Source organism: Mitsuaria sp. BK041 (assembly GCF_014193085.1).
Lineage (GTDB): Bacteria > Pseudomonadota > Gammaproteobacteria > Burkholderiales > Burkholderiaceae_C > Roseateles.
The window spans coordinates 1-24,403 of sequence record NZ_JACHYT010000002.1 but is presented as its reverse complement, the minus strand read 5'-3'; the positions used below and the strand labels follow the sequence as shown (position 1 = coordinate 24,403).

Genomic DNA, 24,403 nt, shown 5'->3' with positions numbered 1-24,403 from the left:
ACGGGTGACGCCAGCCATTGCAAGGAGACACCGATGATCACCACCGCCTGGGCCGCCACGCGCAAGGGCCTATTCGAACTTCGGCACGACCCCGCCTTGGGCGGTTGGTCGATCGGTCGCCACAGCTTCGTGGGGGATCCCGTCAGCATGGTGTTGCCCCCGCCGGTAGGAGGCGGACGCATGTTCGCGGCGCTGAACCTCGGCCATTTCGGCTGCAAGCTGCAGGCGTCGGACGACGGCGGCGCCACCTGGCGGGAACTGGCCGCGCCGGCCTTTCCCGAGCAGCCCGAGGGCGCCGAGGGGCCGGCCTGGAAGCTGCAGCAGATCTGGGCGCTGGAGCGCGGCGGCGACGGCCGGCTCTGGGCCGGCACGATCCCGGGCGCGCTGTTCGTCAGCGACGACCAGGGCGAAACCTGGCGACTGATCGACGCGCTCTGGCACATGCCCGAGCGGCTGGGCTGGTTCGGCGGCGGCTACGACGCACCGGGCATCCATTCGATCCACGTCGATCCGCGCGATCCCAGGCGGCTACTGCTGGGCATCTCCTGCGGCGGCGCCTGGCGCAGCGAGGACGGCGGCGCGACCTGGCGCATCAGCGCCAAGGGCATGCGGGCCGACTTCATGCCGCCGGAACAGCAGGGCGAGGAGAACACGCAGGATCCGCATCGCATCGTCGCCAGCGCGGCGGACCCGGACGTGCTCTGGTGCCAGCACCACAACGGGGTGTGGCGCTCGGTGGACGGGGGCGCGCATTGGGGGGAGATCAAGCCGCCGCTGTCCGGCTTCGGCTTCGCGGTCGCCGCCCATGCGGGCGATGCCGACACCGCGTGGTTCGTGCCCGGCGTGAAGGACGAGAAGCGGTTGCCGGTGGACGGCGCGCTGGTGGTCAATCGAACGCGCGATGGCGGAAAGACCTTCGAGACGCTACGGCAAGGCTTGCCGCAATCGCATTGCTACGACCTGATCTACCGCCACGGGCTGGCCGCGCATGACGACGGGCAGCGGCTGCTGATGGGCAGCACGACCGGCAACCTCTGGGCAACCGAGGACGCCGGCGACCGCTGGCAGCTGGTGTCGGCGCACCTGCCGCCGATCTACGCGGTGCGCTTCGGCTGATCGGGGGAGTCAGCGCCCGGCGCCGGGGCGCCTCTCAGAGGAACGGTGCCCACTCCGGGCCGGGCTTGGCTTCCAGTTGGAGCGTCTGGCCGCTGACCGGGTGCCTCAGCGTCAGCCGCTGCGCATGCAGCCACAGCCGCTGCAGGCCGAAGTGGGCCGCCAGCGCGCGGTTCAGCGGCCCCTTGCCGTGGTTGGCATCGCCGACGATCGGATGCGCGAGGTGCTTCAGGTGGCGTCGGATCTGGTGGCGCCGGCCCTGGACCGGCTCGCAGGCCATCAGCGCCAGGCGCGTGGTGGGGAAGCGGGCGTCGGTGGCGACCGGCAGCTCGAGGCGGCGCTCGCAGGACCAGGCGGTCTGCGCCTCCAGGTGCGGCTGGCCCGCGGACGGCAGCTCCGGATCGCGCGCGAGCGGGTGGTCGATGACGCCGGCGTCGCCGGTCGGCCAGCCGCGCACCAGCGCGAGGTAGCGCTTGCTCGTGAGGCGTTCCGCGAGCGCCTGGCCCAGCGCGCTGGCCACCTCGGCGCTGAGCGCGAAGACGAGCACGCCCGAGGTTCCGCGGTCGAGCCGGTGCGCCGGCCACACCGGTCGGCCGAGCTGGTCGCGCAGCCGCTGCAGCGCGGCGTCCTCCTCGTGCGCGTCGATCGCGGTGCGATGCACCAGCAGCCCGGCGGGTTTGTCGATCACCGCGAGGTGGTCGTCCAGATGGAGGAGCCGCAGCGGCGCGGTGGGCGGCGAGGGGAGGGGGGAATCAGGGGATGTCATGGCTGAAGGGGACGGCACGCGCACGCATGGAGCCGTTTTTGCCCGCTGTTCCCCGTTTCGGGGGAGCGGCTGGCAACAGGCGGGTTGGCCAAAATCCTGTCACGCCGCCTGCCCATCATCGCAGCAGGCATCCCGCGTCGCCGGCCCCGGTGGCGCGCTTCCATCCGGTCAGCAGCAGCCAGCAGGAGTCCACCATGCCCCAGGAGTTTCACGTCGGTCACCGTTCCCTCCTGGACCGGTTGCTGCTGGCGCTGGGCGGCGTGGTGCGTCGCGCGCCGGCGGTCCGGGTCGTCAGTCGATCTGCCCGTCCAGGTAGAGCCAGGCGTCGTGCACCCGCACGAAACGGCTGATCTCGTGCATCCGGTGCGCGCGGCCGCCGACCTTGCTGCGCGCGACGAACTCCACCGTCTCGTGATCCGCGTCCTGGCGGCTGTGCCGCCGCACTTCCAGGCCCAGCCACTTCAGGTCGCGCACGCCGCGCTCCAGGGTCTCGGGCCGCGTGTCCGGGTGCCAGGTCGCCAGCAGGTACTCGATCAGGTCGAGCGTGTAGGCGGTGTAACGCGAGCGCATCAGCGCCTGCGCATCCGGCGCCGTGAGCGCGCCGGTCTCAGCGAAGGCGCGGTGCAGCGCGCCGCAGCAGGCGTCGTAGCCGCGGCCGCTGCCGCAGGGACACGGGGTCGCGGCGATCCCAGCGGTGGCCGCCTTGATGGCCGCGCCGGTGGCCGCGCTGTTGGCCACGCTGGTGGCCGCGGTCTTGGTCTTTTCGGGCTTCATGGGGGCGGCATCATGCCAGCCTCCGGGCCGGACCGGTCTCCTGTCACCGGCGGGCGCGGCCCGGAACTTAGAATGGCTGGATGAATTCCCAGGATTTCGGCGACGGCCGGCCGACCCCGCCGCAAGACGACCTGTTCACACCGCGCGTGCCGCGCGGGCTGCTGGACAACCTCAACCCCGAACAGTACGCCGCGGTGACGCTGGGCCAGGAGCCCGCGCTGATCCTGGCGGGCGCCGGCTCGGGCAAGACCCGCGTGCTGACCACGCGCATCGCCTGGCTGATGAGCCAGGGCCACACCACGCCGGCCGGCGTGATGGCGGTGACCTTCACCAACAAGGCCGCCAAGGAGATGGTCACCCGCCTGTCCGCGATGCTGCCGGTGAACGTGCGCGGCATGTGGATCGGCACCTTCCACGGCCTGTGCAACCGCTTCCTGCGCGCGCACTGGAAGCTCGCCGGCCTGCCGCAGGGCTTCCAGATCCTGGACGCGGGCGACACCGTCTCCGCCATCAAGCGCGTGATCAAGGCGATGAACCTGGACGAGGAGCGCTTCGTTCCGAAGCAGGTGTCGTGGTTCATCGCCGGCGCCAAGGAAGACGGCCTGCGGCCCAAGGACATCGACCTGCGCGACGAGCAGACCCGCAAGCTGGTGGACATCTACCAGGCCTACCAGGACCAGTGCACCCGCGAAGGCGTGGTCGACTTCGCCGAGCTGATGCTGCGCTCCTACGAGCTGATGCGCGACAACCAGGCGGTGCGCGAGCATTACCAGCGCCGCTTCCAGTACGTCCTGGTCGACGAGTTCCAGGACACCAACAAGCTGCAGTACGCCTGGCTGAAGATGTTCGCGCCGCCGGGGCGCGGGCAGGGCGTGTTCGCCGTTGGCGACGACGACCAGAGCATCTACGCCTTCCGCGGCGCGCGGGTCGGCAACATGGCCGACTTCGAGCGCGAGTACCGCGTGCGCCAGGTCGTCAAGCTGGAGCAGAACTACCGCAGCTTCGGCAACATCCTGGACGCCGCCAACGCGCTGATCAGCAACAACAGCCGGCGCCTGGGCAAGAACCTGCGCACCGAGGCCGGCCCCGGCGAGCCCGTGCGCGTCCACGAGGCCAGCAGCGACTTCGCCGAGGCCCAGTGGCTGCTCGAGGAGGCGCAGGCGCTGCACCGCCAGGGCCTGCCGCGCAGCGAGATCGCGGTGCTCTACCGCAGCAACGCGCAGTCGCGGGTGATCGAGTCGGCGCTGTTCAACGCCGGCATCCCGTACCGCGTCTATGGCGGCCTGCGCTTCTTCGAGCGCGCGGAGGTCAAGCACGCGCTGGCCTACCTGCGTTTGCTCGAGAACCCCAACGACGACACCAGCTTCCTGCGCGTCGTCAACTTCCCGGCGCGCGGCATCGGCGCGCGCACCATCGAGCAGCTGCAGGACGCCGCGCGGCCGAGCGGGCGCTCGCTGGTGCAGAGCGTGGGCGCCGTCGGCGGCCGCGGCGGCGCGAGCCTGGGCAACTTCGTCGCGCTGATCGACGCGCTGCGCGAGGCCACCACCGGCCTGACGCTGCGCGAGATCATCGAGCACGTCATCGAGCATTCCGGCCTGGCCGAGTTCTATCGCGCCGAGAAGGAAGGCGAGGAGCGGCTGGAGAACCTGGGCGAACTGGTCAACGCCGCCGAGGCCTTCGTGACGCAGGAGGGCTTCGGCAAGGACGCCGTGGCGCTGCCGGTGGACGAGCATTCCCCCGGCGCGATCGCCGACGGGCTGCCGGCCGCCGTGGCGCCGGCGGCGCCGGCCACGCCCGACGCCGAGACCGGCGAGATCATCTCGCCGCTGGCGGCCTTCCTGACGCATGCCTCGCTGGAAGCGGGCGACAACCAGGCCCAGGCCGGGCAGGATGCGATCCAGCTGATGACGGTCCACTCGGCCAAAGGCCTGGAGTTCGACGCGGTGTTCATCACCGGCCTGGAGGAGGGCCTGTTCCCGCATGAGAACTCGCTGTCCGACGCGGACGGCCTCGAGGAAGAGCGCCGGCTGATGTACGTGGCCATCACCCGCGCGCGGCAGCGGCTGTACATCAGCTTCTGCCAGACGCGCATGCTGCACGGCCAGACCCGCTACAACATCAAGAGCCGCTTCATGGAGGAGCTGCCCGAGGAAACGCTGAAGTGGCTGACGCCCCGCAACCAGGGCTTCGGTTCGGGCTTCGCGCGGGACTACCAGCAGGCCTGGCAGCGCGGCTCGGGACTGAAGTCCATGGTGGGGGCGGGCCGCGTCGATCCGGGCGCTTTCCCCCAGGCGCCGGTGCCCAGCGCGATGAAGCAGTCCGCCGCCGAGAAGACCGGCGACGAGCACGGCGGCCTGCGCGTGGGCAAGGGCGTGTTCCACACCAAGTTCGGCGAGGGCGTGCTGCTGACGCTCGAGGGCAGCGGGCCCGACGCGCGGGCGCAGGTCAACTTCGGCCGCCATGGCACGAAGTGGCTGGCGCTCAGCGTGGCCAAGCTGACGCCGATCGATTGAACCGGGGGCGTCCGGCGGCCGGCATGCCCTGCGGGATGCCGTGCTGGCCGGATGAGCGCAGAATGCGCGGGGCATCAAAGATTCCAGCAAACAGGAATCACGATTGCCGGGAGGGAGATCCGATGACTGTGTTTTTGATTCTGGAATCTCCATGCGTACTGTCGTACCGATCGATCCCCCGGACGATCCGATGATTGAAGACGCGGTCGCGCTCGGCAATGCCGTGCGCGCCGCGCGGACCACGGCGCGCCTGCCGCTGGTCGAAGCCGCCGAGGCGCTGGGCATGTCGCGCCAGACGCTGATCAATATCGAGACCGGCCAAGGCGGCGTGAGCCTGTCCACCGTGCTCAAGGCCGCCAGAGCGCTGGGCGTGAGCCTCTTCGCCGTGCCCTCGCAGCAGCGGGAAGTCGTGCGGCGCGCGATCCGCACCGCGCGCGACTCGAAGTTCTCCGACCTCGACGAGAGCGCATGAGCCCGACGGCTGCTGGCCCTCACCCCTTCCCTCTCCCGCAAGCGGGAGAGGGAGTCGGCATGCGGCGGGCTGGGCTGGAGGTCTGGCTCGACGAGCATGAGATCGGGTGGCTGCGCCCGGTCGGAACGGACGAGCCGGGCTCGCCGCAGGGCTTGTCCTTCGCCTACCTGGCGCGCTGGACCGCCGAGGTCCTGGCGTATCCGCTGGCGCCGTCGCTGCCCTTGCCGGCGCGCGGCGGGCCGGGCAGCGAGTCGCAGGACGACGCCGTGCTGCGCTGCTTCGACCGCCTGCTGCCGGACGGGGCGCTCCGGCGCGCCACCTTCTCGGCGCTCGGCCTGGCGGCGGACGACCGGGTCGGCGCGCTGCGGCGGCTCGGACACGACCTGGCGGGCGCGGTCCGGCTGGTCGACACGCAGCGCGAGCGCAGCGCCGGCCCGTCGCAGCGGCTCGTCGCGCGCGAGGAGCTGTCCGAGCGCCTGCGCCACCCGGACGCGTCGCCGCTGGCCGCTTGGGACGGGCAGGTGCGCGGCGCGCTGCCGGGGCGCCGCGACAAGCTCGGGGTGTACGTCGAGCCGGATGGCGGCTGGTACCTCGTCGATGGGCCGCAGATGGCGTCGACGCATGTGCTCAAGCCGGCGCCGGCTGACGAGCCCGATCGGCCGTTCAACGAATACTTCTGCATGCGCCTGGCCGCGCGCGCGGGCCTGGACGTTGCCGCCGTGCAGCTGCACCGCGTGCCGGAGCCGCTCCTGCTGGTCGAGCGCTTCGACCGCCAGCGGCTGGACGACGGCCGGGTGCGGCGGCTGCACGCGATCGACGCCCGGCAGGCGCTGGACCAGCCGGCGGTGTCCTTGCCGGCGCTGTTCTCGCTGCTGCGGCACAGTCCGACGCCGCTGGTCGACAGCCGCTCGCTGCTGCGCTGGGTCGTGTTCCGTCAGCTCATCGGCAGCGGTCCGGCCTCGCTGGACAACGTGTGCTTCCTCGTCGACCACGGCGGGCTGCGCCTGGCGCCGGCGCACGGACTCACCGGCGCGGCGCCGGACGCCGAGGCCTTCGGCGCCGACGAGTGGGCCGCGCTCGCCCGCGACGCCGACATCGCTCCCCGCGCGCTCGCGCTGGAGCTCAAGCGAATGAGCGAGGCCCTGCGCATGCATGCGCAGGGCCTCGCTGAAGAGATGACGCGGGAGTGGTCCGGCGAACTGCCGCGATCGGCGATCGACGGCGTCCTGGCGGTGGTGCAGGCGCAGGGCGACCGCCAGGCCGCCCTCGCGCCGGAGATCGCGCGCTAGCTCAGATGCCGATCTCGCCGCCGTCCTTGCGGGTGATCACGACCGTCGCGGAGCGGGGACGCTTCTTCACCGTGGCGTCGGCCTGGTTGGCCGGCCAGTAGCTGCCGAAGGTCTTGGCCGCCCAGTCCGGCGTCGTTTCCTCGCCCGGGTGCTGGACGTTGAAGAACAGCGTCTTGTGGTCCGGCGTCATCGCGATGCCGGTGATCTCGCACTCCTTCGGGCCGACCAGGAAGCGGCGCAGCGTGTCCGCCGAGGCCTTGGCGCCGGCGCGGGTCTGCGTGCCGCCCGCGGCCGTGGCCACGCCGCCGTCGCCGACCTTGCCCGGCAGCGCCGCCAGCATCATGCAGTTGGTCACGTCGGTGTAGGCGCCGTCGTCGGTCTGGATCCACAGCATGCCGCGCTTGTCGAAGTACAGGCCGTCGGGGCTGGAGAAGTCGTTGACATCGGTGAGCGAGGACAGGTTGACGTCCGCCGCCGCGTCGGCCTGCGCGCCGAACAGGTAGACGTCCCACGTCATCTTGGTCACGTCGGCCGCGTCTTCCTTCCAGCGGATGATGTGGCCGTTCGGGTTGCCCTTCTGCGAGCTGGCGCCCTTCAGGTCCTCGTAGTAGCGCGGGTTCGCGGCGTCCGGCTTGAGCTGGCTGCCAGTCGGCGTCGCGGTGTTGGCCACGCGGTTGCTGTTGTTGGTCAGGGTCATGTAGACCTCGCCATTGGTCGGGTGCACCGCGCCCCATTCCGGCCGGTCCATCTTCGTGGCGCCGACGACGTCGCCCGCCAGGCGCGCGTTGATCAGCACGTCGCCCTGGTCGGCGAAGGCGTAGGTCGCGTTGGTCCCGTCCAGGCCGTTCTTGCCGAAGCTCAGTTCCACCCAGGTGCCGGTGCCGTCGGCATTGAACTTGGCGACGTACAGCGTGCCTTCGTCCAGGTACTTGGCGCCGGCGGCCATGCCCTTGCCGATGTCGGCCGCGTCCCAGTTGGCCTTGGAGACGAACTTGTAGATGTACTCGTTGCGCGAGTCGTCGCCCATGTAGATCACGATCGGCTTGCCGGCGACGGCTTCCGCCGGCCAGGCGCCTTCATGGTTGAAGCGGCCCAGCGCGGTGCGCTTGGCCGGCGTCGAGTCCGGCGCGAACGGGTCGATCTCCACCACCCAGCCGAAGGTGTTGATCGTATTGCGGTAGTCGGCCGCGGCGGACGCGCCGGTCACCGACGAGTTCCAGCGCGCAAACAGGTCGGCCGTGCCCGCGGTGTCCCACAGGTAGGGGCTCTTGCGGTTCTGCGGCAGGCCGTAGCGGTTGAGGCTGGACACCTCCTTGGCGCCGCCCGCCCGCAGCGCGTCATCGCCGGCGGCCCGGCTGATCACGTTGAGGTAGTTCTCCTCGCAGGTCAGGTAGGTCCCCCACGGCGTGTAGCCATTGGCGCAGTTGTTGTTGGTGCCGCGGGTCTGCACGCCGGTCGGGCTGAACAGCGTCTGCAGCAGCAGGTGGCCCTTGGCCGGGCCGGTGATGTCCATCGTCGTGGCCGAGGTCACGCGGCGGTTGTAGCGCGAGCCGCGCACCATCGTCGTGTTGGCGCCGTCGCGCTTGACCTCGACGACGCTGACGCCGTGCGCGTAGATCTCCTTCTCGACCTCGGTGGCGTTGCGCGTGGCGCCCGCGGCGCGGCCGGCGGGGTGCAGGCCGTAGGGCGCGACGACGTACTCGTGGTTCACCGCCAGCAGGCCGCGGTCCGAGCGCTTGGCGTCGAAGGCGCCGGCGTCGCTCATGCCGAACCAGTACATGCCGTCGTGGCCGTCGCCGATGCGGCGGTTGTAGGAGTCGGCGGCCTCGGAGCCATCGTCCTTCCAGGACTCGTCGCCGAAGTGCATCGGATCGCCCAGCGCGTGCAGGATGCTGACGTTGTAGCCCTCGGGAACCGTCACCAGGTCGTTCTTGTTCTTGGCGACCGCGGTGAAGCCGATCTTCAGCGCGGCCGGAGCGGGTGCCGGGGCGGGCGCAGGAGCCGGGGTGCTGTCATCGTCGCTGCCGCAGGCGCTCAGGAGCGAGCCGCCGAGCAGCGCCGCCGCGGTGGTGCTGATGCCACCCTTCAGGGCGACGCGGCGCGACAGGCGCGCGGCGAGGATGTCCTCGAAATGGGGATTGGCGGACGGGTTGAGGACGGCATCCTCGTCGTACTCGTTGACGTCGGACTGGCTGGCCACGAGGTCGTGCTGCTTGCTCATTCTTGAAGGCTCCGCTGCAAATGAAAAGGCGGGCGGATTCTGCGAAGAGCAAGTGACGATGCTGTGAAATCGTCGTGAGGACGCTGTCCGGGGGAACGCGCGGGCGCAGGGCGCCCGGCGGGGGGTCAGCCGGGCGTGCCCGGGGTACCGGGAGACTCCGGCAGGTCGCGGGGCGCGCCGAACATGAAGCAGTCGATGAACACGAAATACATGGAGCAGAACTGGGCCGTGGCCAGCGCCATCACCAGCGGCACCGCCAGCACCTGCGCCAGGCCCGGCTGTCCCAGCAGCACGGCGAACAGGGTCAGCACGATCAGGCCGGCGAAGCTCAGCCCGATCCAGGCCACGCCGAACAGCGCATAGGCGCCCTTGTTGCGCCACAGGCCCAGCACCGACGAGAACAGCGACTGCATGACGCCCTGGCCGCCCCAGTGGATCAGCGCCGGGGCCAGGGTGAAGGGCACCAGCACCGCCATCAGCAGGACCATGCGCAGCAGCCCGCCGAAGAAGAGCATCGGATTGGCGGCCATGGCGGCCTCGATCGCGGCGTCGCTCTGGCCGCTCTGGCGCATCTCGAGCAGCGTCAGCAGTGCGCCGCCGTCCACCAGCAGCGACAGCGCGCCGGCGGCCATCAGGGACAGCGCGCAGGCCAGGCCCAGCAGCAGCTGCGCGCGCCGCCGCTCGGGCGTGAGCCGCAGCGGCTGCAGGAACACCGAGGCGGTGGGCGTCTGCGCCTGCAGCACCTGGTGGGCGGCCAGCATGAAGCCCAGCGACATCAGCGGCAGCGAGCCCGCCGACAGCACCTGCCCGATCAGCGGCACGAAGTTGATGGCGATGTTGAACAGCGCGAACAGGCCGAACAGGCCGATCAGCGCGATCGGTTTGCGCTGCAGCACCTTCAGTCCATGGCGCACCCACAGCAGGCCGTTGCGCGGCGGGACCGATTGGAGGTGCAGGATCATGGGAGGGACTCCAGCGCATGCCACGGCTTGGCGATGCGCTCGCGCAGGACGCGCTCGAAATGGGTGGGATCGTGGGGCTTGAGCAGGCTGGCCTCGCGGGGCAAATGGAAGTCCCACAGGCGGGAGATCCAGAAGCGCAGCGCGGCGGCGCGCAGCAGGCCCGGCAGCAGGCGGTGCTCGGCGCCGCTCAGCGGGCGCACCGACTCGTAGGCCTTGACGAAGGCGGTGGCGCGCTGCTCGTCCAGGCGGCCGCTGTCCAGGTCGATGCACCAGTCGTTCAGGCAGACGCACAGGTCGAACAGGAAGCTGTCGACGCCGGCGAAGTAGAAGTCGAAGAAGCCGCTGAGCATCTCCCGGCCGGGCAGGCCGTCGAACATGACGTTGTCGCGGAACAGGTCGGCATGGATGGGGCCGCGCGGCAGCGCCGCGGCGCTGGGCGCGAGCTGTTCCTGGAAGGCGAGCTCGGCCTTGAGCAGCGCGGCCTGGTCCGGCGCCAGGTGCGGCAGCACCAGCGGCACGGTCTCGCGCCACCAGGGCAGGCCGCGCAGGTTGTCCTGGTGCAGCGGGAAATCGTGGCCGGCCAGGTGCATCCGGGCCAGGCCGGCGCCGACCTGCTCGCAGTGGAACTGGTCCGGCGCGAGCTGGTGGCCGCCGCGCAGCTTGTCCACGACCGCGGCCGGCTTGCCGGCGATCGTGTGCAGGATGCGGTCCTGCGCGTCGGGCTGGGGCGCGGGCACCGGCACGCCCTTTCGCGCCAGGTGCCGCATCAGCTCCAGGTAGAAGGGCAGCTGCTCGAAGCTCAGGCGCTCGAAGATCGTCAGCACGTACTCGTGCGACTCGCCACCGCGGACCGTGGTGACGAAGTAGTTGGTGTTCTCGATGCCGGCGGTGATGCCTTTGAGCGCCTGCAGCTCGCCTAGGGCCAGGGTGTCCAGCAGCGCTTGCGCCTGCTCGGTCGAGACGTCGGTGAATACGGCCATGAAAGGGGAGAAGGAACGGACCGGGGCCGACCCGAGCGGGTCGCGCCGGGGCGGTCAGAAATTGAAGAGGCGCCAGACCCGCGAGCCCGCGTTGCCGCGGTCGGCGCCCTGGCGGGTGGGGATGTCGCGACCGCCGTCGCCGAGCAGGATCTCGTACTCGGGCGCCTTGCTGTCCTTGTTCTTGACCACGACCTTTTGGGTCAGGCCCCGCACCCGGGTCTCCTCGATGCGGACCTTGTCGTCCTCGTTGACGAGCTGCTCGACCTTCACCTCGGGCACGTCGCGGAACTTCACCGTTTCGGCGGGCGCCGGGGCCGGGGGCGGCGCGTCGGCCGCGTGGACCTGGAGCGCGGTGGCGGCCAGGAGGGCGAACAGGGCGGCGAGGCGGGTGGTTTTCATGGTGGCGCCGATTCTATGCCCGCCTCCTCGAAAACCCTGTTCCCCTGGGCGAGGGGCCGCGTCAGGCGCAGGCTGCTGACATCGCGGATGGCGCGCGCCTGCAACAATGGCGGGATGAGCAAACCTCTGATGCTGCTGGTCGACGGTTCCAGCTACCTCTATCGCGCCTATCACGCCATGCCCGACCTGCGCGGGCCCGAGGGCCAGCCCACCGGCGCCATCCACGGCATGGTGGCGATGCTGAAGAAGCTGCGCGACGACTACGGCGCCGAGCACGCCGCCTGCGTCTTCGACGCCTCCGGCCCGACCTTCCGCGACGAGTGGTACCCCGAGTACAAGGCCCAGCGCGCTCCGATGCCCGACGACCTGCGGGCGCAGATCGAGCCGATCCATGAAGTGGTGAAGCTGCTGGGCTGGCCGGTGCTGACCGTGCCCGGCATCGAGGCGGACGACTGCATCGGCACGCTGTCGCGGGTGGCGGCGCAGGCGGGTCATCAGGTGGTGATCTCGACCGGCGACAAGGACCTGGCGCAGCTGGTGACGCCGGATGTCTCGCTGATCAACACGATGAGCAACGAGAAACTGGACGAAGCCGGCGTGGTGGCCAAGTTCGGCGTGCCGCCGGATCGGATCATTGACTACCTGACGCTGATGGGCGACACGGTCGACAACGTGCCCGGCGTCGAGAAGGTCGGCCCCAAGACCGCGGCCAAGTGGATCGGCGAGCACGGCTCGCTGGACGGCGTCATCGCCAACGCCGACAAGATCAAGGGCGTGGCCGGCGACAACCTGCGCAAGGCGCTGGACTGGCTGCCGATGGGCCGCAAGCTGGTGACCGTCAAGGTCGATTGCGACCTGTGCCTGCACGTGACCGGCTGGCCGGCGCTGGAGGCGCTCGCCTTCAATCCGGTCGACGAGGCGGGCCTGCTGGAGTTCTACGCGCGCAACGGCTTCAAGACCTGGAAGCGTGACCTGGAAGCCCGTCTCGGCGGTGAGGCGCCCAAGCGCGTCGCGCCCGAGGCGGACCTGGGCGGCGCGACTGCGCCCGACGCGTTCGCGCAGCATGCCCATCCGGCGATCCCCGTGGACAAGCGCTACGAGACCATCGTCGACCTGTCGCGCCTGGACGCCTGGATCGAGCAGCTGAACGCGGCCGAGCTGGCCGCCTTCGACACCGAGACCGATTCGCTCGACCCGATGCAGGCGCGCATCGTCGGCATCAGCTTCAGCGTCAAGCCGGGCGAGGCGGCCTACATTCCGCTGCGCCACGAAGGCCCCGACGCGCCCGAGCAACTGCCGATGGACGAGGTGCTCGCCCGCCTGAAGCCGTGGTTCGAGGATCCACTGAAGAAGAAGGTCGCCCAGAACGTCAAGTACGACACCCACGTGCTGGCCAACCACGGCATCGCCGTGCAGGGCACGGCCTACGACACGATGCTCGAGAGCTATGTGCTGGAGGCGCATCGCAGCCATGGCCTGGAGGCGCTGGCCGACCGCGTGCTGGGCCGCAAGGGGCTGAGCTACGAGGACCTGTGCGGCAAGGGCGCGCACCAGATCCCGTTCGCGCAGGTCGAGGTGGCGAAGGCGTCGGAGTACTCCTGCGAGGACTCCGAGATGTGCCTGCACGTGCACCAGACGCTGCTGCCGCGGCTGGAGGCGGATGCGGGACTGAAGTTCATCTACGAGCAGGTCGAGATGCCGGTGTCGGCGCTGCTGGCGCGCATCGAGCGCACCGGCGTGCTGATCGACGCCGCCAAGCTGCAGGCGCAGAGCGCCGACCTGGGCCAGCGCATGGTGGCCGCCGAGCAGGCGGCCTACGAGATCGCCGGCCAGCCGTTCAACATCGGCTCGCCCAAGCAGATCGGCGAGATCCTGTTCAACCGCCTGGGCCTGCCGGTGGTCAAGCGCACCGCCACCGGCGCGCCGTCCACCGACGAGGAGGTGCTGGAGAAGCTGTCGGCGGACTTCCCGCTGCCGGCCAAGATTCTCGAGTACCGCGCGCTGTCCAAGCTCAAGAGCACCTACACCGACAAGCTGCCGCTGATGGTCAACGCGAAGACGGGGCGGGTGCACACGACCTACTCGCAGGCGGTGGCGGTGACGGGCCGGCTGTCGAGCAACGAGCCCAACCTGCAGAACATCCCCATCCGCACGGCGGACGGCCGTCGCGTGCGCGAGGCCTTCATCGCGCCGCCGGGCCATGTGATCGTGTCGGCGGACTACTCGCAGATCGAGCTGCGGATCATGGCGCACATGAGCGAGGACCCGGGCCTGCTCAAGGCTTTCCAGGAGGGCCAGGACGTGCACCGGGCGACGGCGGCGGAGGTCTTCGGGGGCGGGCTGGACGGGGTCACGCCGGAGCAGCGCCGTTATGCCAAGACGATCAATTTCGGCCTGATCTACGGCATGGGCGCCTTCGGGCTGGCGCAATCGCTGGGCATCGAGCAGAAGGCCGCGAAGGATTACATCGACCGCTACTTCACCCGTTTCGCCGGCGTGCGCCAGTACATGGACGACACCAAGCAATTCGCCAAGGCGAAGGGCTATGTGGAGACGGTCTTCGGTCGCCGGCTGTGGCTGCCGGAGATCAATTCGGGCAACGGACCGCGCCGCAGCGGCGCCGAGCGCCAGGCGATCAACGCGCCGATGCAGGGCACGGCGGCGGATCTGATCAAGCTGGCGATGATCGCGGTGCAGCAGGCGCTGGACGAGCAGGGGAAGAAGACGCGCATCGTGATGCAGGTGCATGACGAGCTGGTCTTCGAAGTGCCGGATGAGGAGCTGGACTGGGTGAAGTCCGAGGTCCCGACGCTGATGGCTGGCGTCGCCGCGCTGAAGGTGCCGCTGCTGGCCGAAGTGGGTGTCGGCGCCAACTGGGACGAGGCGCACTGACGGGGAGCGCTGACGACGCGCCCTGCCGACGCAGGGGGTGGCGACTCGGTGCATCGCGGGTTGCGGAACAGGCCCGAGGCCGTTGGTGCTGCGAGCTTCCAGAACTGACTGGGGCGCCGTCTGTCCGAGCAAAGCGAACCGCAGGTGAGCGGAGCGAGTTGGCGCCCTGCGAGCGGCGCCGGCGGCCTCGGGCCTGTTCCGCAAGCCGTCGCTCATCAGCCTCCCCTAAGTGCTCAGCCGAAAGGGAGCGGTTAGCATCCACCCCCTATGAATTGGCCCTATGAGTTGCAGATCGGCTGGCGCTACACGCGAGCTGGGCGAGGGGGGCGCCGCAACCGCTTCATCTCCTTCATTTCTGGCGTGTCGATGTTGGGCATCGCGCTGGGTGTTGCTGCGTTGATCATCGTGCTCTCGGTGATGAACGGCTTCCAGAAGGAGGTGCGTTCGCGGATGTTGTCGGTGATCGCGCACGTGGAGTTGCTGAACGACAGCGGCGAGGGTTTGCCGGACTGGCGCTCCGTCGCCGACGCTGCAAAGAAGAATCCCGAGGTGGTTGCCGCCGCGCCGTTCGTCGCGGGCCAGGCGTTGATTGCGCGCGGTTCCGACATGCGCGGGACGATCGTGCGTGGCATCGACCCGGCCTTCGAGCCGGGGGTGACGCCGATCGCGGCGGAGCTGGCGAAGGAGGGTTTGCTGGCGCGCCTGGTGCCTGGCCAGTGGAACGTGATCCTGGGCGTGGAACTCGCGCGTCAATTGGGCGTGCAGCGGGGCGACAAGATCACGCTGGCGATTCCTTCGGGCCAGGTGACGCCGCTGGGCGTGCAGCCGACGCTGCGCCAGTTCACGCTGGTGGGTGTCTTCGAGGCGGGTCACTACGAGTACGACAGCGGCCTGGCGCTGATCCATGTGGCCGACGCCGCCAAGGTCTTCCGCACCGGCACGCCGAGCGGCGTGCAGCTGAAGCTGCGCGACGTCCAGCAGGCGCGCGAGGTCGGCGCCCAGTTGCAGCGCCAGATGCTGCAGGACGGCCGCGCCATCTACGTGCGCGACTGGACCCGCACCAACGCGAACTGGTACGACGCGGTCCAGGTCGAGAAGCGGATGATGGGCATCATCCTGACCCTGATCGTGGCGGTCGCGGCCTTCAACCTGGTGTCGACGCTGGTGATGACGGTGACCGACAAGCAGGCTGACATCGCGATCCTGCGCACGCTGGGCGCGAGTCCGCGCTCGATCATGGGCGTGTTCATGATCCAGGGCGCGCTGGCCGGCGTGATCGGCACGCTGGGCGGCCTGGGCCTGGGCCTGGTGGTCGCGCACAACCTGGACGTGATCGTCCCCTTCATCGAGCGGCTGCTGCACACCACCTTCCTGCCGGCCAGCATCTACGTGATCAGCCACATGCCGAGCGATCCGCAGTGGTCGGACATCGTGCCGATCACCGTGACCTCGCTGATCCTGGCGTTCGTCGCGACGCTGTACCCGAGCTGGCGCGCCAGCCGCGTCCAACCGGCGGAGGCGCTGCGTTATGAATGAGGGGAAGGACATGAAGCCGGCAGTGGCCGCCGCCGCGCGGATTCCCGCCGGGCAGGTGGTGCTGCAGGGCCTGGGCCTGGGCAAGCGCTTCGTCGAGGGACCGCTCGACGTGCAGGTCTTCCACGGCCTGGATCTCAGGGTGAAGGCCGGCGAGACGCTGGCGGTGCTGGGCGCGTCGGGCTCCGGCAAGAGCACGCTGCTGCACCTGCTCGGCGGGCTGGACAAGCCGTCCGCCGGCCGGGTCGAGCTGATGGGGCGCGACCTGGGCTCGCTCGGCGAGCAGGCGCGCGGCGAGTGGCGCAACCAGCACCTGGGATTCATCTACCAATTCCACCACCTGCTGCCGGAATTCAGCGCGCTGGACAACGTCGCGATGCCGCTGCGCATCCGCCGGGTGCCGCAGGAGCAGGCGCGGGAGCAGGCGGCCCGGGTGCTGTCGCGCGTCGGCCTGGGCGCGCGGGTGCAGCACCGGCCCGGCGAACTGTCCGGCGGCGAGCGCCAGCGCGTGGCCATCGCCCGCGCGCTGGTCACCGGCCCGGCCTGCGTGCTGGCCGACGAGCCCACCGGCAACCTGGACCGCAGCACCGCGGCGACGGTCTTCGACCTGATGCTGGAGATGGCCCGTGAGCTGGGCACCGCCTTCGTGATGGTCACGCACGACCAGGACCTGGCGATGCGCTGCGAGCACCAGCGCCGCCTGGTGGGCGGCGCGCTGCAGCCGCTGCAGCCGACGACAACCTGAGCCGGGCGACGCAGCCCGGCATCGAGGCTGGGTTGCCCGATCGCGAGGCATGCGGCCCGGGGCCGCCCCGGGCCGCGGCGGCCGCTGGATTACGATGCGCGGCATCATGACCGCCTCGACGCATTCCCCTGACGCCCCGTCCACCCGCTTCATCCTGAAGCTCAGTTGCCCCGACCAGGCCGGCATCGTCCACGCCGTCACCGGTGTCCTGCTGGAGCAGGGCGCCAACATCCTGACCTCGGCCCAGCACGGCGACGCCGACCACCGCCGCTTCTTCATGCGGATCGAGTTCGAGTGCGCCACGCCCCGTCCCGCCGCCGCCCTGCGCGAGGCCTTCGCCCCGCTGGCCGGCCGGCTGGCGATGGACTGGGAACTGGTCGACGCGCAGCGCAAGACGCGCGTGCTGCTGCTGGTGTCCAAGCTCGGACACTGCCTGAACGACCTGCTGTTCCGCGTGCAGACCGGCCACCTGGCGATCGAGATCCCGGCCATCGTCTCCAACCATCGCGACTTCTATCAGCTGGCCGCCTCGCACGACATCCCCTTCCACCACCTGCCGCTGCTGCACGCGACCGACGAGCAGAAGCAGGCCCAGGAGCGCAAGATCCGCGATCTGATCGAGGAGCAGCAGATCGACCTGGTCGTGCTGGCGCGCTACATGCAGATCCTGTCGCCGGAGATGTGCCGCTTCCTGGAAGGCCGGGCGATCAACATCCATCACAGCTTCCTGCCCAGCTTCAAGGGCGCGCGCCCGTACCACCAGGCCCATGAGCGCGGCGTCAAGCTGATCGGCGCGACCGCGCACTACGTGACCTCCGACCTCGACGAGGGCCCGATCATCGAGCAGGACGTGGCCCGCATCGACCACTCGATGACGCCGGACCAGCTGGTGGCCATCGGCCGCGACACCGAGTGCGTGACGCTCGCCCGAGCGATCCAGTGGCATGCCGAACACCGCGTGCTGCTCAACGGCCACCGCACGGTGGTCTTCCGCTGAGCGGTCCCCGGACCGCGCCGCCGTCGGTGGAGCCCCGCGGACCCATGTGGACCGACACCCATTGCCACCTCGACGCGTCGGAGTTCGACGCGGATCGTGACGCCGTCGTGGCGCGCGCCCGCGCGGCCGGGGTGTCGCAGATCGTGATCCCGGCGGTGGTCGCCGGCAACTTCGAGCGGGTGAGGGCGTTGGCGCACGCGCAGGGGTTCAGCTACGCGCTCGGGATCCATCCGCTCTACGTGATGCAGGCGCGCGAGGACGACCTCGGGCGGCTCGACCGGATGCTCGCCGAGTGCCGCGACGATCCGCGGCTGGTCGGCATCGGCGAGATCGGGCTGGACTTCTTCGTCAAGGACCTGGACGAGGCCAGGCAGCGGTTCTTCTACCTGGAGCAGCTGAAGCTCGCGAAGCGCCACGGGCTGCCGGTCATCCTGCATGTGCGCCGCAGCGCGGACCCGCTGCTTGCCGGCTTGCGCCGCATCGGCCTGGAGACCGGCGGCATCGGCCATGCCTTCAACGGCAGCCGGCAGCAGGCGGACGCCTTCCTCGCGCTGGGCTTCAAGCTGGGCTTCGGCGGCACGGTGACCTTCGACCGCTCGCTGCAGATCCGCCGCCTGGCGGCCGAGCTGCCGGAAGAAGCGCTCGTCGTCGAGACCGACGCGCCCGACATCCCGCCGCACTGGCTGTATCGCACCGCCGAGGAGCGCGCCGCCGGCGCGAGCTCGCGCAACGAGCCGGGCGAGCTGCCGCGCATCGGTGCGTGCCTGGCCGGGTTGCGCGGCTGGACGCCAGAGCAGGCCGCCGCGATCACCACGCGCAATGCGCACGCCGCGCTGCCGCGGCTGGCCGCGCTCCTGCCATCCAATGGCTGACGCGGGCGCCGCCTTCGACGCGACACGCTGGCAGGGCCTGGCGCCGGTGCATGCGCCCGACGCCGAATGGCTGCTGCTGGGCAGCTTTCCCGGCGTGGCCTCGCTGCGCGCGCAGCAGTACTACGGCCATCCGCGCAACCAGTTCTGGCGCCTGGTCGGCGAGGTCTTCGGCGTCGACCTCGTCGCCATGGGCTACGCGGAACGCCTGGCCGCGCTGCGCGCGCATCGCATCGCCGTCTGGGACGTCATCACCGAGACGGAGCGCGCCGGCAGCCTCGACAGCGCGATCCGCAACCCCTTCGCCAGCGACCTGGGGCGATTGATCGCGCAGCTGCCGGCGCTGCGCACGATCGGCTTCAATGGCGGCACCGCGTTGCGTTTCGGGCTCCGGCAGCTCGGCCCGCTTGCAGCCCGTTACCGCGTCCTGGGGCTGCCCAGCTCCAGCCCCGCCTACACGATGCCCTACGATGACAAGCTTCGCGCCTGGCGGGAACTCGCCGGGCCTTCGAACGACACCTGAGCACAGCGCGGGCCTCCGAGGACCCGGCATGGGAACGACAGCCGTGAGCAAGCACCGGGACCCGAAGAACAACAAGGGCGGCAGGAAGACCGAGTGGGTCGAGGCGACGCTGAGCGAATTCGACGGCGTGCGCTTCCTGCATCTGGACTCGATCTGGGTCCAGGGCGCGATGCGGATCAAGAAGCCGGAGAAGCTGGAGCTGGAATACGTCCAGCGCATGATGGCCTGGATGCTCTGGCGCGACACCCGCGAGATGACCCAGGGCCAGGCGGTGCAGCTGGGCCTGGGCGCCGGCGCGCTGACGCGTTTCTGCCGCAAGCAGCTGAAGATGAAGACCACCGCGGTCGAGATCAACCCGACCGTCATCAGCGCCAACCGGCACTGGTTCCACCTGCCCGACGACGACGAGCGGCTGCGGGTGCTCAACGAGGACGCCGGCCAGTGGGTGGCCGACGCGGCGAACTGGGGCATGGCGCAGGTGCTGAACGTCGACCTCTACGACCACGAGGCGGCGGCGCCGGTGCTGGACGATGAAGCCTTCTACGCGGACTGCCGTCGCGTGCTGGCCGACGGCGGGCTCATGACGGTGAACCTGTTCGGCCGCAGCGCCAGCTTCACGCGCAGCGCGGCGCGGATCGCCAAGGTGTTCGGCACCGACCAGGTCTGGCACCTGACGCCGACCCGTGAGGGCAACACCATCGTCGTGGCCGCGCGCGGCGTCGAGGTGCCGACCCGCGAGGTGCTCGAGCAGCGCGCCGACCACATCGAGGCCAGACACGAGCTGCCGGCGCGCAAATGGCTGAAGCTGGTCCGGCCGCTGCCGATGAACGTGATCCAGCAACTCCACGCGGCTTCCGCCGCCGCGGACTCCGGCGAGTGACCATGAAGCACACCCCGTCGACCAGCGCCAAGGACAAGGGCGCGCCGGCCGTCAGCCCGGCGCCATCCACCGCGCCAATGACTGCGACAACAAGCGCGCCAACGAGCGCGCCAACGAGCGTGCCGCGCCCGCCGGCGAGCGCCCCCGGGCCCGCCAAGCCCAAGGCCGCCGAGGGCGGCGGCCAGCGCCTCGAGTGGCGCCAGCTGCTGCACTGGCTCGCGGAGGATGGCGTCATCGACGCCGAGCAGGTCCAGCGCACCGAGGCCCGCTTCGGCGCGAGCCACAGCGCGCAGCATCCGCTGATCCGGCTGGGCAACGCCGGCCTGACCCGCGCGGCCAACGGCCGGCCGCTGGACATCGAGGCGCTCACCGAATGGCTGGCCGGCCGCCTGAAGCTGCCCTATGTCCGCATCGACCCGCTCAAGGTCGACGTGGGCCGCGTCGCCGACGTCATGTCCGCCAGCTACGCCGAGGCCCGGCGCTGCCTGCCCATCCTGGTCGGCCTGACTGACGTGACCATCGCCACCGCGGAGCCGCTGGAGGCCGGCTGGGTGCCGCAGATCGAGTCCCACACCCGCAAGCGGGTGAAGCTGGTGCTGGCCAATCCGCAGGAGATCGCGCGCTTCACGACCGAGTTCTTCACGCTGGCCCGGTCGGTGCGCGCGGCGACGAAGAGCGGGGAGGTCAACCAGCCGGCCAGCTTCGAGCAACTGGTCGAGCTGGGCCGCAGCAATCGCCAGCTCGACGCCAACGACCAGGGCGTGGTGCAGGTCGTGGACTGGCTCTGGCAGTACGCCTTCGACCAGCGCGCCAGCGACATCCACCTGGAACCGCGCCGCGAGATGGGCGTGATCCGCTTCCGCATCGACGGCGTGCTGCACACCGTCTACCAGCTGCCGCCCTCGGTGATGAGCGCGATGACCGCGCGCATCAAGCTGCTCGGCCGCATGGACGTGGTGGAGAAGCGCCGCCCGCTCGACGGCCGCATCAAGACGCGCAATCCGGCCGGCGAGGAAGTGGAAATGCGGCTGTCGACCCTGCCCACGGCCTTCGGCGAAAAGATGGTGATGCGGATCTTCGACCCCGACACGGCGGTCAAGGATTTGGCCCAGCTCGGGTTCTCCGGCCACGACGCCGAGCGCTGGACCCGCCTGACGGCGCGTCCGCACGGGATCATCCTGGTCACCGGCCCGACGGGCAGCGGCAAGACCTCGACGCTGTATTCGACGCTCAAGCGCCTGGCCACCGAGGAGGTCAACGTCTGCACCGTCGAGGACCCGATCGAGATGATCGAGCCGGCGTTCAACCAGTCGCAGGTGCAGCCCGCCATCGATTTCAATTTCGCCGAGGGCCTGCGCGCGCTGATGCGCCAGGATCCGGACATCATCATGGTCGGCGAGATCCGCGACCTGGAGACGGCCGAGATGGCGATCCAGGCTTCGCTGACCGGCCACCTGGTGTTCTCGACGCTGCACACCAACGATTCCGCGTCGGCCATCACCCGGATGGTGGACCTGGGCGTGCCGAACTACCTGATCGACGCGACGGTGATCGGCGTGCTGGCCCAGCGCCTGGTGCGTACCCTGTGCCCCAGCTGCAAGGCGCCGGATCCCGAGGTCACGCGGGAGTCGCTCAACGAGATGCTCAAGCCGTGGCGCCTGAACGGCGGCGTCAAGCCGTACCGGCCGGTCGGCTGCCTGGATTGCCGCAACACCGGCTACCGCGGCCGCGCCGGCCTGTACGAGCTGCTGCTGATGTCCGACAGCGTGCGCAAGCATCTGCACCCCAATACCGACATGTCGGCGCTGCGCCGGCAGGCGCTCCAGGAAGGCCTGCGTCCGCTGCGCCTGGCCGGCGCCATGAAGGTCGCGGAAGGCCTCACCACGATGGAAGAGGTCCTGCGCAGCACGCCCACCTGGGAAAACTGAGCGGCGGACGTCGCGCGGACGCCCCTCGCTCATGGGGCGGGTAAGTCCCCGCAGACAGCGCGCGGGCCCCATGCCTACGGGGGTGTGAAGCTCCCCGCATGGGCGGGGCGAGGGGCGGTGTGGTCCATTACGTGATAACCACAGAGCCTGGAGGGGGCCCGATTCCTAGAATCGCCGCCATTCATGCCGCTAGAGGTTCCCTCGATGAAGATCAAGAGTCAACGCGACTTCTGGTCAGGGCTGATGTTCGTGGTCGTTGGCGTCGCGTTCGCGTGGGGCTCGGCAGTGAACTACAGCTTTGGCTCCTCGGCCCGCCCCGGGCCCGCCTACTTCCCGTTCGGATTGGGCATCCTGCTCGCGCTGCTTGGCGCGGTGGTGCTGTTCAAGGCGCTGACGATCGAGTCGGAGGGCGGCCAGCCGGTCGGCGCCTTCGCCTGGAAGCCGCTGCTGATCGTGGTGGGCTCGATCGTGCTGTTCGGCTTCGCGCTGCCGCGGCTGGGCATGGTCGTCACGCTGCCGCTGCTCATCACCTGCGTCTCCTTCGCCAGCGATGAATTCCACTGGCGCGACGCGCTGCTCAGCAGCGTGGTCCTGACCATCGGCAGCTGGGGCATCTTTGTTTGGGGTCTGAACCTGGTGATCCCTGTCTGGCCCACCTTCCTGGGCGGCTGAGGAGACCCACATGGATCTGATCAACAACCTGATACTGGGGTTCGGCACCGCGTTCACGCTGCAGAACCTGCTTTATGCCTTCGGCGGCGCGGTGCTGGGCACGCTGATCGGCGTGCTGCCCGGCCTCGGCCCGGTCGCGACGATCGCGATGCTGCTGCCCTCGATCTATTCGCTGGACGCGACGCCGGCGCTGATCATGCTTGCCGGCATCTACTACGGCGCGCAGTACGGCGGCTCCACCACCGCGATCCTGATCAACGTGCCCGGCGAATCGTCGTCCGTGGTGACCGCGATCGACGGCTACCAGATGGCCCGCCAGGGCCGGGCGGGCGCCGCGCTGGCGGCCGCCGGCCTGGGGTCGTTCTTCGCCGGCTGCGTGGGCACGGTGGTCATCGCGGCCTTCGCGCCGCCGCTGACCGAGCTGGCCTTCAAGTTCGGTCCCGCCGAGTACTTCTCGCTGATGGTGCTGGGCCTGATCGGTGCGGTCGTGCTGGCTTCGGGCTCGCTGGTCAAGGCGATCGCGATGATCCTGCTGGGCCTGCTGCTCGGACAGATCAACACCGACGTCATTTCCGGCACGCCGCGCTTCTCGTTCGACATCCCCGAGCTGACCGACGGCATCAACTTCGTCGTGATCGCCATGGGCATCTTCGGCTTCGGCGAGATCATCGCGAACCTGGGCCAGCCGGCCGAGCATCGCGAGGTCTTCACCAAGAGCGTGAAGGGCCTGTGGCCGACCAAGCAGGACTTCCACGACGCCTGGCCGGCGGTGCTGCGCGGCACCACGCTGGGCTCGGTGCTGGGCGTGCTGCCGGGTGGCGGCGCGCTGCTGTCCTCGTTCGCGGCCTACACGCTGGAGAAGAAGCTCTCCAAGCACCCGGAGAAGTTCGGCAAGGGCGCCATCCAGGGTGTAGCGGGTCCGGAGTCGGCCAACAACGCCGGCGCGCAGACCTCCTTCATCCCCATGCTGACGCTGGGCATCCCGCCCAACGCGGTGATGGCGCTGATGGTGGGCGCGATGACCATCAAGGGCATCCAGCCCGGCCCGCAGGTCATGACCAGCAACCCGGAACTGTTCTGGGGCCTGATCGCCTCGATGTGGGTCGGCAACCTGATGCTGGTGATCCTGAACCTGCCGCTGATCGGCATCTGGATCAAGCTGCTGACGGTGCCCTACCGCTTCCTGTTCCCGGCCATCGTCGTTTTCTGCTGCATCGGCACCTACACGCTGAACAACAACAACTTCGACGTGTTCATGACGGCGGCCTTCGCGGTGGTGGGCTACATCTTCTACAAGCTGAGCTGCGAACCCGCGCCGCTGCTGCTGGGCTTCATCCTCGGCCCGATGATGGAGGAGAACCTGCGCCGCGCGCTGCTGCTGTCGCGGGGCGACTGGAGCACCTTCCTGTCCCGGCCGTTGTCCGCCGGCTTGCTGATCGCGGCGGCGCTGATGGTGGTCGTCGTGATGCTGCCTTCCATCAAGAACAAGCGCGAGGAAGCGTTCCAGGACGCGGACTGAGTTCCGCTTCCGACATTGCCTCCTTGGAAAGACCCGCTTCGGCGGGTCTTTTTCATTGAGCGGTGAGGGCTCGGCACGGTGCGACAAGGACTTGGCGGCGATTCGTGCGAGACGCGGCCAGTCGTCAACAACTTTCCTTTGTAGTCCTTGTGAGCCGTTCTTTTGCTGTGCTACAGTCGCGGTCTTCGCTGCACAGACATCTGTCTCGCAGCGAATCCCCCGGAGGAACTGCTGGGGATGTCGGATGAATGGCCGGGCTTGTCCCGGTTTTCATTTGGCGGCGAGATTCTCGCAGTCGACGCTGAAAATAATTTCGCAGACTGCTTGACGGATTCAAAAAGAATCGTTCATAATCT

Annotated in this window: 20 protein-coding genes; 14 read left to right on the top strand and 6 right to left on the bottom strand. The window is 69.7% G+C overall.

The features are described from left to right. Positions 1-33 precede the first annotated feature (33 nt). Positions 34-1,116, top strand: coding sequence for a sialidase family protein (locus FHT38_RS15975; protein ID WP_183492535.1), 1,083 nt, complete (start codon positions 34-36; stop codon positions 1,114-1,116). A gap of 34 nt (positions 1,117-1,150) precedes the next feature. Here FHT38_RS15975 and FHT38_RS15970 read toward each other — a convergent pair whose 3' ends face one another. Beyond that, on the bottom strand, positions 1,151-1,879 hold the full coding sequence (locus FHT38_RS15970) for a pseudouridine synthase (protein WP_183492534.1): 729 nt from the start codon (positions 1,877-1,879) through the stop codon (positions 1,151-1,153). Positions 1,880-2,170: 291 nt separating this feature from the next. Next, the gene (locus tag FHT38_RS15965; protein ID WP_183492533.1) at positions 2,171-2,653 is read right to left on the bottom strand and encodes a YchJ family protein; all 483 of its coding nucleotides are present in this window, start codon (positions 2,651-2,653) and stop codon (positions 2,171-2,173) included. A gap of 80 nt (positions 2,654-2,733) precedes the next feature. Between FHT38_RS15965 and FHT38_RS15960 the strand changes: the two genes are divergently transcribed. From FHT38_RS15960 to FHT38_RS15950, 3 genes are all read left to right on the top strand, one after another. Then, the gene (locus tag FHT38_RS15960; RefSeq protein WP_183492532.1) at positions 2,734-5,166 is read left to right on the top strand and encodes a UvrD-helicase domain-containing protein; all 2,433 of its coding nucleotides are present in this window, start codon (positions 2,734-2,736) and stop codon (positions 5,164-5,166) included. 151 nt (positions 5,167-5,317) lie between these two features. Then, on the top strand, positions 5,318-5,638 hold the full coding sequence (locus FHT38_RS15955; RefSeq protein WP_147242296.1) for a helix-turn-helix domain-containing protein: 321 nt from the start codon (positions 5,318-5,320) through the stop codon (positions 5,636-5,638). A gap of 59 nt (positions 5,639-5,697) precedes the next feature. Beyond that, entirely contained in the window at positions 5,698-6,927 is a 1,230-nt protein-coding gene (locus FHT38_RS15950; protein WP_183492531.1) for a HipA domain-containing protein, read from the top strand. A gap of 1 nt (position 6,928) precedes the next feature. On the opposite strand, the gene FHT38_RS15945 is transcribed toward FHT38_RS15950, so the two are convergent. From FHT38_RS15945 to FHT38_RS15930, 4 genes are all read right to left on the bottom strand, one after another. Further along, positions 6,929-9,148 carry a PhoX family phosphatase gene (locus FHT38_RS15945; protein ID WP_183492530.1) on the bottom strand — a complete coding sequence of 740 codons (2,220 nt, stop codon included), beginning with the start codon at positions 9,146-9,148 and terminating at the stop codon, positions 6,929-6,931. A gap of 125 nt (positions 9,149-9,273) precedes the next feature. Further along, complete coding sequence (locus FHT38_RS15940; protein WP_091725401.1) at positions 9,274-10,110, bottom strand: BPSS1780 family membrane protein; 837 nt, start codon at positions 10,108-10,110, stop codon at positions 9,274-9,276. After that, positions 10,107-11,090, bottom strand: a complete 984-nt coding sequence (locus FHT38_RS15935; RefSeq protein WP_183492529.1) for a homoserine kinase — start codon at positions 11,088-11,090, stop codon at positions 10,107-10,109. The genes FHT38_RS15940 and FHT38_RS15935 overlap by 4 nt, the downstream gene beginning before the upstream one ends. Before the next feature lie 54 nt (positions 11,091-11,144). After that, a complete protein-coding gene (locus FHT38_RS15930) occupies positions 11,145-11,489 on the bottom strand; it encodes a hypothetical protein (RefSeq protein WP_091725396.1) in 345 nt (114 codons plus the stop codon). Positions 11,490-11,603: 114 nt separating this feature from the next. Between FHT38_RS15930 and polA the strand changes: the two genes are divergently transcribed. From polA to FHT38_RS15880, 10 genes are all read left to right on the top strand, one after another. Continuing rightward, positions 11,604-14,381, top strand: coding sequence for a DNA polymerase I (gene polA, locus FHT38_RS15925; protein WP_183492528.1), 2,778 nt, complete (start codon positions 11,604-11,606; stop codon positions 14,379-14,381). Positions 14,382-14,648: 267 nt separating this feature from the next. Then, positions 14,649-15,917: a lipoprotein-releasing ABC transporter permease subunit gene (locus FHT38_RS15920; RefSeq protein ID WP_183492527.1), complete on the top strand. Its 1,269-nt coding sequence runs from the start codon at positions 14,649-14,651 to the stop codon at positions 15,915-15,917. 10 nt (positions 15,918-15,927) lie between these two features. Further along, positions 15,928-16,659, top strand: a complete 732-nt coding sequence (locus tag FHT38_RS15915) for an ABC transporter ATP-binding protein (RefSeq protein ID WP_255488828.1) — start codon at positions 15,928-15,930, stop codon at positions 16,657-16,659. A 106-nt stretch (positions 16,660-16,765) separates the two neighbouring features. Beyond that, a complete protein-coding gene (purU, locus tag FHT38_RS15910; RefSeq protein ID WP_091731323.1) occupies positions 16,766-17,656 on the top strand; it encodes a formyltetrahydrofolate deformylase in 891 nt (296 codons plus the stop codon). A 44-nt stretch (positions 17,657-17,700) separates the two neighbouring features. Beyond that, complete coding sequence (locus tag FHT38_RS15905; RefSeq protein WP_183481605.1) at positions 17,701-18,528, top strand: TatD family hydrolase; 828 nt, start codon at positions 17,701-17,703, stop codon at positions 18,526-18,528. After that, positions 18,521-19,048: a DNA-deoxyinosine glycosylase gene (locus tag FHT38_RS15900; RefSeq protein WP_091731318.1), complete on the top strand. Its 528-nt coding sequence runs from the start codon at positions 18,521-18,523 to the stop codon at positions 19,046-19,048. Before FHT38_RS15905 ends, FHT38_RS15900 begins: the two co-directional genes overlap by 8 nt. A 28-nt stretch (positions 19,049-19,076) precedes the next feature. Next, entirely contained in the window at positions 19,077-19,928 is an 852-nt protein-coding gene (locus FHT38_RS15895) for a spermidine synthase (protein WP_183492525.1), read from the top strand. A 77-nt stretch (positions 19,929-20,005) separates the two neighbouring features. Continuing rightward, the gene (locus FHT38_RS15890) at positions 20,006-21,856 is read left to right on the top strand and encodes a GspE/PulE family protein (RefSeq protein ID WP_183493564.1); all 1,851 of its coding nucleotides are present in this window, start codon (positions 20,006-20,008) and stop codon (positions 21,854-21,856) included. Positions 21,857-22,060: 204 nt separating this feature from the next. Next, a complete protein-coding gene (locus FHT38_RS15885) occupies positions 22,061-22,528 on the top strand; it encodes a tripartite tricarboxylate transporter TctB family protein (RefSeq protein WP_147241798.1) in 468 nt (155 codons plus the stop codon). A 10-nt stretch (positions 22,529-22,538) separates the two neighbouring features. Then, complete coding sequence (locus FHT38_RS15880) at positions 22,539-24,047, top strand: tripartite tricarboxylate transporter permease (RefSeq protein WP_091725382.1); 1,509 nt, start codon at positions 22,539-22,541, stop codon at positions 24,045-24,047. Positions 24,048-24,403: the final 356 nt, after the last annotated feature.